Consider the following 14,054-nt stretch of genomic DNA (forward strand, 5'->3'; position numbering starts at 1 on the left):
CCCCGGCCATATGAAGGAAGACGTTTTTGCGGAGCCGAACATGATGCAGCGCAGCCAGATCGAGACCTCGTTCCTGCCGGCAGTGGAATCGCCGCCGGTAGAATGGCGAATCGAGCCCGGCCTGACCGACTACGAACATGCGCTGGCGTTCATGGAATCACGCGCCGCGGCGATTCGCGACGGCGCGGCCAGCGAACTGGTCTGGCTGGTGGAGCATCCGCCGCTCTACACCGCCGGCACCAGCGCCCAGCCTTCGGACCTGGTGGACCCGGATCGATTCCCCGTCTTCGACGCAGGCCGCGGCGGCGAATACACCTATCACGGCCCCGGCCAGCGGGTGGCCTATGTCATGCTCGACCTCAAGCGCCGGCGAGAGGACGTCCGCGCCTTCGTGGCAGCGCTGGAAGCGTGGATCATCGACACGCTGGACCGCTTCAACGTGCGCGGCGAGCGGCGCGAGGACCGGGTTGGCGTGTGGGTTGTCCGGCCGGATCGGCCGCCCATGCCCGACGGCACCCCCGCGGAGGACAAGATCGCGGCAATCGGCATCCGCCTGCGGCGCTGGGTGAGCTTCCACGGCATCGCCATCAATGTCGAGCCGGATCTCAGCCACTTCAGCGGCATCGTTCCATGCGGCGTGACCGAGCACGGCGTCACCAGCCTAGTGGACCTCGGCTTGCCCGTGACGATGTCCGATCTCGACGTGGCGCTGAAGGCCTCCTTCGAAACCGTCTTTGGGCCGGCCGAGATCACGCGCGAGGCGGAGTGCTAGGCCGATTGATGCCGCCCCGCAAAACTCTTGCGCCCCATTTCAAAAATGGATCGTCACATCGCGCCGATCCACATCGCCATCGTGACCAGAAACGCGCTCATGCAAATCAGCGAGATGACATCCTGGAACAGATCGGTCATGATTCCCTCGTGTATTTGATATGTTTATAGTTTGTTCTATTTTTGTTCGCGCGTCAATAGGTGCAGCGATCGACAATGGCGCCCTTGCGGCTGAGGTGGCGGCAGGGTTAAGCGAGCGTTAACGCGGCGCGTGCACCGTTGCGGGACAGGAAGCGCGGGGCTTTACCTCTCCCTTGAGAGCGTTCGTCGTTTGAAAAACAAAGTGTTGCTGTCGGAAGTGCGGCATGCACTTCCTGCGCCGCTGCAGCAGCTTTGGCGGAGCGGCATGGATCCCCGGAACCTTCGCACTTCGCTTCGCTCGTGCTCCGGCCCGAGGATGACGGGAGTGGGGCAGCGGCCGCCACCAATCACGGGCGGCGTCGCATGTGTCTACGTTTGGAAGTGCGACATGTTCCTCTCGCACCGCTGCAGCAGCTTTGGCAGAGCGGCATGGATCCCCGGAACCTCCGCACTTCGCTTCGCTCGTGCTCCGGCCCGAGGATGACGGCGGGATGGGAGCGGCCACCACCAATCACGGGCGGCGTCGCAAGTGCTTACGTTTAGAGGTGCGACATGCTCCTCTCGCACCGCTGCAGCAGCTTTGGCGGAGCGGCATGGATCCCCGGAACCTCCGCACTTCGCTTCGCTCGTGCGCCGCCCGAGGATGACGGCGGGGTGGGAGCGGCCGCCACCAATCACGGGCGGCGTCGCATGTGCCGAGCGAAGAAAGGGCTCCACGCGAGGAGCCCTCCACCTTAGAGCGGCACGATCTTGCCTTCGGAGAGCGTGACGCGGCGGTCCATGCGGGCCGCAAGCTCGTGGTTGTGGGTAGCGATGAGCGCCGCCAGGCCGGACTGCCGCACGAGGGCCGAGAGCGCCCCGAAGACATAGGAGGCGGTGTTGGGGTCGAGGTTGCCGGTCGGTTCGTCGGCCAATAGCACCAGCGGCGCATTGGCAACGGCGCGGGCTATCGCCACGCGCTGCTGTTCGCCGCCCGAGAGTTCGGACGGGCGGTGTTCGCCGCGTTTGCCGATCTGCATGTATTCGAGAAGCTGCTTTGCGCGCGCCCGCGCTTCCGCGGGGGCAAGCCCTTTGACGAGCTGCGGCATCATCACGTTCTCGATGGCCGAGAACTCCGGCAGCAGATGGTGGAACTGGTAGACGAAGCCGATGTCATTGCGGCGAATGGCAGTGCGCTCGTCGTCGGAAAGGCGGCCGCAATTGCGCCCAGCCAGCATCACCTCGCCGGCGTCGGGCCGCTCCAGCAGGCCGGCCGTGTGCAGCAGCGTGGACTTGCCGGCACCGGACGGGGCCACCAGCGCGACCATTTCGCCGCGCCGCAGCGAAAATTCGGCACCGTTGAGGATGGTGAGCTTGCGCGGCCCCTGAACGTAGTGCCGGTCGACGCCCTTCAGTTCTAGGATTCTTTCGCTGGCCATCATTCGTATCGCAAGGCTTCGACCGGATCGAGCTTGGCGGCACGCCAAGCCGGGAACAGCGTTGCCAGGAAAGAAAGGACAAGCGCCATGGCGACAACGCTGATGGTCTCGCCCATGTCCATCTTGGCCGGCAGTTTGCTGAGGAAATAGAGCTCGGGGTTGAACAGAACGGTGCCCGAGATCCAGGAGAAGAACTGACGGATCGACTCCACGTTGAGGCATACCACGATACCCAGGACGACGCCGGCGATGGTGCCGGTGACGCCGATCGCGGCACCCGTCATCATGAAGATGCGCATCACCGCGCCGCGCGTGGCGCCCATGGTGCGCAGGATGGCGATGTCGCGCCCCTTGTCCTTCACCAGCATGACCAGGCCGGAAATGATGTTCAGGGCCGCCACCAGCACGATCAGTGTCAGGATCATGAACATCACGTTGCGCTCGACCTGGAGCGCGGAGAAGAAGGTCTGGTTGCGCTGGCGCCAGTCGGAAACGAAGACCGGCCGCTGCGCCGCCTCCTCCACCGCGGGCTTCAGCGCATCAACCGCGTCGGGGTTATCGACGAATATCTCGATCGTCTGGACGCGGTTTTCCATATTGAAGAACAGCTGCGCCTCGGAAAGCGGCATGTAGACGATCGAGGAATCGTATTCCGACATGCCGACCTCGAAGATCGCGGTGATCGGATAGCCCTTCATGCGCGGCGTGGTGCCCATCGGGGTGATTTCGCCTTCCGGCGCTATCAGCGTAACCGTGTCCCCGAGAACGAGGCCCAGATTGTCGGCCATGCGGCTGCCGATCGCCACGCCCTCGCCGGTGTCGAAGCCGACAAGAGAGCCCTGCTTGATGTTGTTGGCCACAAGCGGGATCCTGGCCAGGTCTTCGCCGCGAACGCCGCGCACCAGCGCGCCAGTGCCGGCCCCGACCTCGCCCTGCGCCAGCACCTGGCCGTCGATGAGCGGAATGGCATATTTGACGCCACGCACGCCGTTGATGCGGCCTGCCACGGCTTCGTAGTCGTCAAGCGGGGTATCCATCGGCTGCACGATCAGGTGACCGTTGATGCCGAGGATGCGGTTGAGCAGCTCGGCGCGGAAGCCGTTCATCACCGCCATGACGATGATGAGCGTGGCCACGCCAAGCATGATGCCGACGAAGGAGATCGAGGCGATCACCGAGATGACCGTCTCCTTGCGGCGCGAGCGCAGATAGCGCCACGCCACCATCCGTTCGAAGACGGAAAACGGTCCGGCGCCAGCCGGCTTGGCCGCCGCCTTCGCCATCAGGCCTTACCGAAGCGCGCGATTGCGGCGGGGATCGACATCGTCTCCCGTTCGCCGGTGCGGCGATTCTTGATCTCGACCTCGCCCGCAGCCACGCCGCGAGGGCCGACGATGACCTGCCACGGCAGGCCGATCAGGTCGGCGGTGGCGAACTTGCCGCCCGAGCGCTGGTCGGTGTCGTCGTAGAGCACTTCCTTGCCGGCGGCGGTGAGCGCTTCATAAAGCTCTTCCGAAACGCGGTCGCACTCGGCGTCGCCCGTCTTCATGTTGATGATGCCGACCTGGAACGGCGCCACTGCCTCCGGCCAGATGATGCCGTTCTCGTCGTGGCTGGCCTCGATGATGGCCGCGATGAGGCGCGAGGGGCCGATGCCGTAGGAGCCCATGGAGACATAGTGCTCCTTGCCGTCCGGACCGGCGACCTTGGCTTCCATCGGCTTCGAATATTTCTCGCCGAAATGGAAGATGTGGCCGACCTCGATGCCGCGCGCCGAGAGCTGGTCGCCGGCAGGCACGGCGCTCCAGGCCGCCTCGTCGTGCATTTCATCCGTGGCCGCGTAGGGCGTGGTCCATTCCTTGACGATGTCGGCGATTTGCGCGTCGTTGGAGAAATCGGTGTTCTCCCCCGGAACCGGCAGGCTCAGGAATTCGCGCGCGCAATAGACCTGGCTCTCGCCGGTCTCGGCCAGGATGATGAATTCGTGGCTGAGGTCGCCGCCGATCGGGCCGGTGTCGGCGCGCATCGGGATCGCCTGCAGGCCCATGCGCGTGAAAGTGCGCAGATAGGACACGAACATGCGGTTGTAGGCCGCCTTGGCGCCTTCATAGTCAAGGTCGAAGGAATAGGCGTCCTTCATCAGGAACTCGCGGGAGCGCATCACGCCGAAGCGCGGCCGCCGCTCGTCGCGGAACTTCCACTGGATGTGGTAGAGGTTGAGCGGCAGGTCCTTGTAGGTCTTGACGTAGGAGCGGAAGATCTCGGTCACCATCTCCTCGTTGGTGGGACCGAACAGCATGTCGCGCTTGTTGCGGTCCTTGATGCGCAGCATCTCGTCGCCATAGTCGTCATAGCGACCGCTTTCCCGCCACAGGTCGGCCGACTGGATCGTCGGCATCAGGATCTCCAGCGCCCCCGCGCGGTTCTGCTCCTCGCGGATGATCTGGCAAACCTTGTCGAGAACGCGCTTGCCCAGCGGCAGCCAAGAGAAGCTTCCGGCCGCCTGCTGGCGGATCATGCCGGCACGCAGCATCAGGCGATGCGAGACGATCTCGGCCTCGCGCGGGTTCTCTTTCAGGATGGGCAGGAAGTAGCGCGATAGACGCATGGGGAGTTCCGTCAAAGAAGAAAGAGGAACCGGAACCGGAATCGGAACCGGCGCAGATTTGCCTGCCCGCGCTTCATAGCCATTTCAAGGCGCGATGTGAACCCAAGCCAGCTTTTCCTGCCACTTCGCGCTGGCCGGCATGTTGCTCCGGCCCGGCCATGCGAACCGCCGAAGCTGCCGAAGCCAAGCCGCGTGCGGCTTTTGTGCAGTGCAGCACATCTCCCAGGCTTGAGACGCAAAATTGTTAGTGACAATTCATCGCAGCTTGGTCTAGTGTGCTCAGATAATCGAGAGAGCGAAGCAAAATCTGCTCTCCTACGCGGTCAAAGTCTTGGGAGGATGCGATCTAGGCGCGATAATACGCAGCCGCCGGTGACGGAAAGCAGATCGGACGCGTTCAATTGCAAGGCCTTGTGCCTTGCATTTTTTTTGCGAAATCAACAGCATAGCTCTTTCTCCTCCCGCTCGTCCGAATGCGAAGGGCAAGCGCCATCGGCTTTTCTATATTCCTATTTATACTAAATCACTAGACTAAATATCGTATTCAGCGGTGTAATTCAGTATATCTTTTTGGAAAGATACACGGCCTGCCAGGCATCCCCTCGCCTGACAGCGCCCGCCTTTCACAGGCAGCGCCGGCATGAAATCGCTTCTCGCAATGCATGTGGTTGCCGCGCCCGCGAAGCAGCGGCAGGAAGCGCGGTCGGAATAAGCCTGGAAAAACTCGAAAATTGGCTCGTACGCGCGCCGCGCTGGTGATGTTCAGCCTCGGCGCGCGGCACTCGCCAGCCCAAGTTTCCCTGTCACGCCTCGGAGGCGGCGGAAACTCGCTCCCCTGCCCAGCGGCAAGTTGCCCGGTCAGTCCAGTGGCGGGAGAAAATTCGGGAAGTCGTCGAAGCCGAACCCGAGCACCTTGGTCAAGTAGTAGAAAAGACCGCAGATGATGACCGAAATGATCGTCGTCCGGATCACGGCACGCAGCATATGGGGTCCGCGCGGCGCACTTGCCTCTGTGCCGAGCGTGACCGCCCCGTCATCGTCCTGCGTCCTCAGGCCGACCGGGAGCGCTGCGAACAGCACCGTCCACCAGATGATGAAGAAGACTGCGGCTGCCGAAATCCAGCTCATGGGACTACACCTGTTCCAGTTCGACCAAGGTACCCAAAAAATCCTTGGGATGCAAAAACAGCACCGGCTTGCCGTGTGCGCCGATCCTGGGGTTTCCGTCGCCCAGCACGCGCGCGCCGGCCGCCTTCAAGCGGTCGCGGGCGGCGATGATGTCTTCCACCTCGTAACAGAGATGGTGCATGCCGCCGGCCGGGTTCTTCTCCAGGAATGCAGCGATCGGGGAGCCCTCGCCCAGCGGCTCGAGCAGCTCGATCTTGGTATTGCCGGTGTCGATGAACACGACGGTCACGCCATGCTCGGGCAATGCCTGCGGCTCGGTCAGCTTCGCGCCCAGCATGTCGCGGTAGACGGCGCTCGCGGCCGCGAGGTCCGGCACGGCGATGGCGACGTGATTGAGGCGACCCAGCATTGTCCTCACCGATCCCTTGCTCAGCGCGTAACGAAAACGGTCACGAGCGGCTTCTTGCCCCATGCTTCGTTGGCGGCGCCACGCACGGCGCGTCGCACGGCTTCCTGGACAAGGTCCAGATCTTTTCGACGCGCACGGGGTATGCTGTCGACGGCGCCGATTGCCGCATCGAGCATCAACTCTTCCATGTCGTCGCCGCGTGCATCCACCTGGGCAACGCCGATCGCCACGATATCCGGATCGCCGGCAATCTCGTAGCGGTCGTCCAGCACCACGTTGACCGCCACATGGCCGGCAAAGGAGAGCTTGCGCCGCTCGCGTATGCCCACGGCCTCTTCGTCGCCGATCAGCTTGCCATCCCTGTAGATGCGACCGAACGGCACCTGGTCGACGATCTCGGCGGCGCCCGGCGCCAGCCGCAGCATGTCGCCATTGCGGATCTGCGCAACCTCGGGAACGCCGGCCTCCGCGGCTAGCGAACCATGGGCAACCAGATGCGCGGCCTCGCCATGCACCGGCACCGCAATACGCGGCCGCACCCACTCATACATTCGGCGCAGCTCGCTGCGGCGTGGATGGCCCGAGACGTGTACCAGCGCGTCGCCGTCCTCGATGATCTTGATGCCCTGGTCGATGAGCTGGTTCTTGATCTCGAGAATGGCCTTTTCGTTGCCCGGAATGGTGCGCGATGAAAAGACGACGATGTCGCCCGGCGACAGGCCCACGCTCTTCATCTCGTCGCGCGCCAGCTTGGCAAGTGCGGCGCGCGCCTCGCCCTGGCTGCCGGTGCAGATGATGACAAGGTTCTCGCGCGGGATGTAGCCGTAGTCCTCCTCGCTGACGAATTCCGGCAGGCCGTCCATGTAGCCGAGTTCGGTGGCTACATCGATGACGCGCTTGAGAGAGCGGCCAAGCACCAGCACCTGACGGCCGGTGTCGCGCGCGGCCTCGGCAATGGAGCGGATGCGCCCGACATTGGAGGAGAAGGTTGTGACGGCAACGCGGCCCGGCGCCTTCTCGATGACGCCCCGCAGCCCCTCGCCCACCGCCTGCTCCGACGGCGAGTCGCCGTCGCGCATGGCGTTTGTGGAATCGCAGACCAGCGCCAGCACGCCGCGTTCGCCGAGCGCGCGGAAACGCGCCTCGTCCGTCATCGGGCCGATTTCCGGCGCGGGGTCGATTTTCCAGTCGCCGGTGTGGACGACGGTGCCCAGTGGCGTGGTGATGGCAAGCGACATCGGCTCCGGAATGGAGTGCGTGACCGCCACCGCCTCGATGGAAAACGGCCCAACGGTAAAGGCTTCGCCCGCGCGGTAGACGTTCACCGGCACCTTCGCGGCACCGGCCTCGGCCTGGCGCTTGGCTTCGAGCAGACCGGCGGAGAACGGCGTCATCCACACCGGCGCCTTCAGGCGCGGCCACAGGTCGAGCAGCGCGCCATAGTGGTCTTCATGCGCATGGGTGATGACGATGCCACGCAGATTGTGCAGCTCGTTTTCGATGAAGCGCGTGTCGGGCAGCACAAGGTCGACGCCGGGCAGGGTCGGGTCGGGGAATGTCACGCCCACGTCGATGATCACCCATTCGCGGTTGTCTATCGGACCGTAGCCATAGAGCGCGAAATTCATGCCGATCTCGCCCACGCCGCCCAGCGGCACGAACACGAGCTCAGCTTCCCTCGATTTCGCCATGTCTTTTCCTTTTCAATTCTTCTCGCCGGGCGTCCCGATTTGCCGCATCGGACACCTGCGCAGGTCATGGGCCCGCTCGGCGCTTTACCAGTTAGCCTAGATAGCGCCCGCCGAAGCCACGGCCCCGAAATGCACGTCGCCGGCTGCGATCTTGTGGGTCGCGCCGCTGTCATCGCGAATGACGAAGCGACAGTCCTCGTCGATGGTCTCGAACACGCCGCGAATGACCTCGCCTTCGACACGCACCGCAACCTGCCCGCCGAGGCCCGCAGCGCGTGACAGCCAGCGGCGACGGATGTTTTCCAACCCACGCCCTTGGTTCCAGAGCCGCATGTTTACGCTCCATGCGTCGGAGAGCGCAAGAAACAGCGTCTCGGCATCGCAGGAAGAACCCAGCGCCCGGAGCGAGGTCACGGGATATGGAACGTCCTCAGGATATGCAACCACGTTGACGCCTATGCCGATCGCAAGCGCGAAACGGTCGGCCGCAAGCATGCAAGATTCTAGCAGAATGCCCGCCATCTTGGCGCCATCTGCCAGCACGTCGTTCGGCCACTTCAGCTCGAAGCGGTTGCCGTGCGCGCCACCGGCGTCGCCCGTGGCAGCCATGATACGGCCCGGCACGACCGCATCCAGCGCATCGCCCAGCGCCAGCCCGGCCACGAAGCCGAGAGTGGCGGCGGTCTTCAGGTCGCGGTCGGTGATCAGAAGCAGCGTCGCCGCGAGGTTGCCCTCCGGCGTCGCCCAGGCGCGGCCGCGACGGCCGCGGCCGCTTTCCTGCCGCTTGGAAACGACCCAGAGCCTGCCCGGGTCGCCTTCCCGCGCCCTTTCGAGCGCTATAGCATTTGTCGATCCGACGCTGTCATGCGCCTCGAGCCGAAAGCCCTCGGCGGCCGCTGTCGGAGCGAGCAGAAAGCCCATGCCGTCAGAAGAACGTCTTGGCAGCGGCTTCGGCCACGCGGCCGATCGGACCGGCGATCAGCACGTAGAACAGGATGAAGACGCCGGACAGGCCGAGGACAAGGCGCAATTCGCCAGCCATCGGCAGGAAGCCGCCGACCGGCTCGTCAAACCACATGATCTTGATGATGCGCAGGTAATAGTATGCGCCCACCACCGAGGCCAGAACGCCGATCACCGCAAGCGCGTAGAGATTGGCGTTGATGGCGGCCAGGAACACGTACCACTTGGCCCAGAAGCCCGCGAGCGGCGGAATGCCCGCCAGCGAGAACATCAGGATCGTGAGGATGGTGGCCATCATCGGGTTGGTGGTGGCAAGGCCGGCCAGGTCGCCGATCTGCTCGACATTGCCGTCCTTGCGGCGCATGGCGAGGATGAAGGCGAAGGTGCCGAGCGTCATGGCCAGGTAGATCAGCATGTAGATGATGACGCCCCGCACGCCAGCCTCGGAATTCGCGGCCAGTCCCACCAGCGCGAAGCCGACATGCCCGATCGACGAATAGGCCATCAGGCGCTTGAAGTTGCGCTGGCCGATAGCCGCAAACGAGCCGAGCAGCATCGAAGCGATGGAAATGAAGACGACGATCTGCTGCCAGTCCGCCGCGATCGGCTCGAAGGCGGTCATGGTCACGCGAACCATCAGCGCCATCGCTGCCATCTTCGGCGCGGAGGCGAAGAAGGTGGTCACGGGCGTGGGCGCGCCTTCATACACATCGGGCGTCCACATGTGGAACGGCACGGCCGAGATCTTGAACGCAACGCCGGTAAGCACGAACACCAGGCCAAAGACGAGGCCGAGTTGACGCTCGGCGCCAGAGAGCGCAGCGGCGATCTGCTCGAAGCCGGTGTGGCCGGTGTAGCCGTAGACGAGGCTGATGCCATAAAGCAGCATGCCCGAGGAGAGCGCGCCGAGCACGAAATACTTCAGGCCCGCTTCCGTCGAACGCACGCTGTCGCGGTTGATGGCGGCGACCACATAGAGCGCAAGCGACTGCAGCTCCAGGCCCATATAGAGCGTGATCATGTTGTTGGCCGAGATCATCAGCATCATGCCGACGGTCGCCAGCAGGATCAGCACGGGATACTCGAACTTGTCGAACTTCTCCGCCTTGGCGAAGCCGACAGACACGATCAGCGTCACCACCGAGCCGATGAGCATGAGGATCTTCATCAGCTCCGCGAACGGATCGCTGACGAAGGCGCCATTGAACGCCTTGCCCTGCTCTCCGAAGAACACCATCCAGGCGCCGGCGCCGATCAGCACCGCCACGGCAAGACCGGTGACGGTGGAATTGGCGCGCTCGCCCGAGAACACGCCGACCATCAGCAGCGCAAGCGCGCCAACCGCGATGATCAGCTCCGGCAGGGCCAGAGAAAGACTCGAGTAAAGTTCCGGCGTCATTTGCCCGTCCCTGTCAGTTCGCAGCCGCGGTCTGCGCGGCTTCGAGCGATACGGTGATGTTGTTGATCAGCGACTGCACCGAGGCAGCGGTCACGTCGAAGACCGGAGCCGGGTAGACGCCGAAGAAGATGGTCAGCACGACCAGCGGATAGATGATCGCCTTCTCACGGGCGGAGAGGTCGAGCAGGCCCTTCAGGCTGTCCTTGGTCAGCGCGCCGAAGATCACCTTGCGGTAGAGCCACAGCGCATAGGCGGCCGAAAGGATGACGCCTGTTGCGGCGAACAGCGCGACCCAGGTGTTGACCTTGAATACGCCGAGAATCGTCAGGAACTCGCCGATGAAGCCGCTGGTGCCCGGCAGGCCGACATTGGCCATAGTGAAGATCAGGAACACCACCGCATATTTCGGCATGTTGTTGACCAGGCCGCCATAAGCCGCGATCTCGCGGGTGTGCATGCGGTCGTAGATGACGCCGACGCACAGGAACAGCGCGCCCGAAACCAGGCCGTGCGACAGCATCTGGAACAGCGAGCCCTGGATGCCCTGCGTGTTCATGGCGAAGATGCCCATGGTGACGTAGCCCATGTGCGCGACCGACGAATAGGCGATCAGCTTCTTCATGTCCTCCTGCATCAGCGCCACCAGCGAGGTGTAGATGATGGCGATGACCGACAGCGTGAAGACCAGCGGCTGGAAGTAGAGCGAAGCCTCCGGGAACATCGGCAGCGAGAAGCGCAGGAAGCCGTAGCCGCCCATCTTCAGGAGGATGGCTGCCAGGATGACCGAGCCGGCGGTGGGAGCTTCCACGTGCGCGTCCGGCAGCCAGGTGTGCACCGGCCACATCGGCATCTTCACCGCAAACGAGGCGAAGAAGGCCAGCCACAGCCAGGTCTGCATGTTGCCCGGGAAGCTGTGCGTCAGCAGCGTCGGGATGTCGGTGGTGCCCGCCTGCCAGAACATCGCCATGATGGCCAGCAGCATCAGCACGGAGCCGAACAGCGTGTAGAGGAAGAACTTGAAACTGGCATAGACGCGCCGCTTGCCGCCCCACACGCCGATGATGATGAACATCGGGATCAGGCCGCCTTCGAAGAAGACGTAGAACAGCACCAGGTCGAGCGCGCAGAACACGCCGATCATCAGCGTTTCCAGGATCAGGAACGCGATCATGTACGCCTTAACGCGCGTCTGGATCGAGTCCCAGCTGGCCAGGATGCTGATCGGCATCAGAAAGGTCGTCAGGATGACGAACAGCATCGAGATGCCATCGACGCCCATGTGGTAGGAGATGCCGCTGTCGAGCCAGGCGACCTTCTCCACCATCTGGAAGCCAGGATTGGTGTTGTCGAAGCCGGTCCAGATGAAAATGGACAGGATGAAAGTGAAGACGGTCGTCAGCAGCGCGACGTTACGAATGTTGCGTCGCGCAGCCTCGCTGTCGTCCCGGATCAGAAGGATCAGGAACGCGCCGACGAGCGGCAGGAATGTGACCGTAGAAAGAATAGGCCAATCGGTCATGGTCTAAAACGAGCTCCCGAGCATCATCCAGGTGACGAGGGCGGCGACGCCGATCAGCATGACGAATGCATAGTGGTAGAGATATCCGGTCTGAAGCTTGACGACGCGGTTGGTGACATCGATCACGCGGGCGGAAACCCCGTCCGGGCCGAGCCCGTCGATGATCGCGCCATCCCCCTTCTTCCAGAAGAAGGTGCCAAGCCGCTTGGCGGTCCTCACGAACAGGAAATCGTACAGTTCGTCGAAGTACCACTTGTTCAGCAGGAAGGCATAGAGGCCGCGATGCTGGGCCGCGAGGTATTTCGGCGTCTCCGGCGAGCGGATGTAGAACTGCCAGGCGAACGCGAAGCCGATGATCATGGCCACGAAGGGCGACATCTTCACCCACATCGGCACGTCGTGAATCTCGTGCAGGATGTGGTTCTCCGGCAGCACGTAGAGCGCGGCCTTCCAGAACGCGTCGTAGCCCTCGCCGATGAACTGATCGTGGAACACCACGCCGGCAAACAGCGCGCCAACGGCGAGCAGGAACAGCGGGACCAGCATTACCGGCGGCGATTCATGCACGTGGTGCATGACGTCGGCGGTTGCGCGCGGCTGACCGTGGAAGGTCATGAAGATCAGGCGCCAGGAGTAGAAGCTGGTGAATACAGCCGCCACGACCAGGGCGATGAAGGCAAATCCGGCGGCCGGGTTGTGGCCGATGCCGGCGAAAGCGCCTTCGACGATCGCATCCTTGGAGAAGAAGCCTGCGGTGCCGATGATCGTTGCCGGGATACCGACGCCGGTAAGCGCGATCGTGCCGATGATCATCATCCAGTAGGTGGTCGGGATCAGCTTCCTCAAGCCGCCCATCTTGCGCATGTCCTGCTCGTCGGAAACGGCATGGATGACCGAGCCCGAGCCCAGGAACAGCAGCGCCTTGAAGAAGGCGTGCGTGAACAGGTGGAAGATGGCAGCGGAATAGAAGCCCATGCCCAGCGCCACGAACATGTAGCCGAGCTGCGAGCAGGTCGAATATGCAATCACGCGCTTGATGTCGTTCTGCACCAGGCCGACGGTCGCCGCGAAGAAGGCGGTGATCGCACCGATGATGGTCACGACGATGAGCGCCGTGTGCGACAGTTCGAAGATCGGCGACAGGCGGGCCAGCATGAACACGCCGGCGGTGACCATGGTCGCCGCATGGATCAGTGCGGAAACCGGGGTGGGGCCTTCCATGGCGTCCGGCAGCCAGGTGTGCAGCGGAACCTGCGCCGACTTGCCCATCGCGCCCATGAAGAGCAGCAGGCAGATGGCGGTCAGCGCCCCGGCGCGGTCCAGCTCATAGCCCAGGAAGTTGAACACGACGGCGGTGTTCTCGGCCGCGCCTTCAACCGGCACGTAGGTGGCGGCTGTGGCGAAGATCGTGTCGAAGTTGACCGACCCGAACAGAAGGAACACGCCGGCGATGCCGAGGAGGAAGCCAAAGTCGCCGACGCGGTTGACGACGAAGGCCTTGATGGCGGCGGCGTTGGCAGACGGGCGCTTGTACCAGAAACCGATCAGCAGGTAGGACGCCAGGCCCACGCCTTCCCAGCCGAAGAACATCTGCACCAGGTTGTTCGACGTCACCAGCATCAGCATGGCGAAGGTGAACAGCGAAAGGTAGGCGAAGAAGCGCGGCCGATGCGGGTCGTGGTGCATGTAGCCGATCGAGTAGATGTGCACGAGCGCCGACACCGTGTTGACGACGACGAGCATGACCACCGTCAGCGTGTCGATGCGCAACGACCAGTCGGACTGCAGCGTGCCGGAATCGATGAAGCGCAGCAGCGGGACGCTGAAGGCCTCGGTCGTTCCGAACCCGACGGAGAAGAACGCGACCCACGACAGCACTGCCGCGATCACCAGGAAGCCCGAGGTGATGTATTCAGACGCCTTGGCGCCCAGCGACGTGCCGAACAGGCCGACGATCAGGAAGCCAAGAAGCGGAAGGAAGACGATTGCCTGATACATAGTTTTGTT

General features: G+C 63.4%; 11 protein-coding genes. 1 reads left to right on the forward strand and 10 read right to left on the reverse strand.

Annotation, left to right across the window (positions count from 1 at the left end; all coding sequences use genetic code 11):
* Positions 1 to 40: 40 nt before the first annotated feature.
* Positions 41 to 772 (forward strand): lipoyl(octanoyl) transferase LipB, encoded by a 732-nt coding sequence (lipB, locus tag AC3A4H_RS08475; RefSeq protein WP_487766302.1) that lies wholly within the window; start codon positions 41 to 43, stop codon positions 770 to 772.
* 874 nt (positions 773 to 1,646) lie between these two features.
* Here the strand turns inward: lipB and AC3A4H_RS08480 are convergent.
* The 10 genes from AC3A4H_RS08480 to nuoL all read right to left on the reverse strand — a co-directional run bounded on the left by AC3A4H_RS08480 (position 1,647) and on the right by nuoL (position 14,045).
* On the reverse strand, positions 1,647 to 2,330 hold the full coding sequence (locus tag AC3A4H_RS08480) for an ABC transporter ATP-binding protein (protein WP_487766303.1): 684 nt from the start codon (positions 2,328 to 2,330) through the stop codon (positions 1,647 to 1,649).
* Positions 2,330 to 3,613: a lipoprotein-releasing ABC transporter permease subunit gene (locus tag AC3A4H_RS08485; protein WP_487766304.1), complete on the reverse strand. Its 1,284-nt coding sequence runs from the start codon at positions 3,611 to 3,613 to the stop codon at positions 2,330 to 2,332. Before AC3A4H_RS08485 ends, AC3A4H_RS08480 begins: the two co-directional genes overlap by 1 nt.
* On the reverse strand, positions 3,613 to 4,938 hold the full coding sequence (gene proS / locus AC3A4H_RS08490) for a proline--tRNA ligase (RefSeq protein ID WP_487766305.1): 1,326 nt from the start codon (positions 4,936 to 4,938) through the stop codon (positions 3,613 to 3,615). The genes AC3A4H_RS08485 and proS overlap by 1 nt, the downstream gene beginning before the upstream one ends.
* Positions 4,939 to 5,796: 858 nt before the next feature.
* A complete protein-coding gene (locus AC3A4H_RS08495; RefSeq protein ID WP_487766306.1) occupies positions 5,797 to 6,066 on the reverse strand; it encodes a DUF1467 family protein in 270 nt (89 codons plus the stop codon).
* A 4-nt stretch (positions 6,067 to 6,070) separates the two neighbouring features.
* The gene (gene mce / locus AC3A4H_RS08500; RefSeq protein ID WP_348777262.1) at positions 6,071 to 6,475 is read right to left on the reverse strand and encodes a methylmalonyl-CoA epimerase; all 405 of its coding nucleotides are present in this window, start codon (positions 6,473 to 6,475) and stop codon (positions 6,071 to 6,073) included.
* Between the two features lie 20 nt (positions 6,476 to 6,495).
* Positions 6,496 to 8,166 (reverse strand): ribonuclease J, encoded by a 1,671-nt coding sequence (locus AC3A4H_RS08505; RefSeq protein ID WP_487766307.1) that lies wholly within the window; start codon positions 8,164 to 8,166, stop codon positions 6,496 to 6,498.
* 96 nt (positions 8,167 to 8,262) lie between these two features.
* A complete protein-coding gene (locus AC3A4H_RS08510; protein ID WP_487766308.1) occupies positions 8,263 to 9,087 on the reverse strand; it encodes a biotin--[acetyl-CoA-carboxylase] ligase in 825 nt (274 codons plus the stop codon).
* A 4-nt stretch (positions 9,088 to 9,091) separates the two neighbouring features.
* Positions 9,092 to 10,528 carry an NADH-quinone oxidoreductase subunit NuoN gene (nuoN, locus tag AC3A4H_RS08515; RefSeq protein ID WP_487766309.1) on the reverse strand — a complete coding sequence of 479 codons (1,437 nt, stop codon included), beginning with the start codon at positions 10,526 to 10,528 and terminating at the stop codon, positions 9,092 to 9,094.
* 13 nt (positions 10,529 to 10,541) lie between these two features.
* Entirely contained in the window at positions 10,542 to 12,047 is a 1,506-nt protein-coding gene (locus AC3A4H_RS08520; protein ID WP_487766310.1) for an NADH-quinone oxidoreductase subunit M, read from the reverse strand.
* 3 nt (positions 12,048 to 12,050) lie between these two features.
* The gene (gene nuoL, locus AC3A4H_RS08525; protein WP_487766311.1) at positions 12,051 to 14,045 is read right to left on the reverse strand and encodes an NADH-quinone oxidoreductase subunit L; all 1,995 of its coding nucleotides are present in this window, start codon (positions 14,043 to 14,045) and stop codon (positions 12,051 to 12,053) included.
* Positions 14,046 to 14,054 lie beyond the last annotated feature (9 nt).

The sequence above is a fragment of the Pseudaminobacter sp. Soil_N_29 genome, assembly GCF_057656055.1.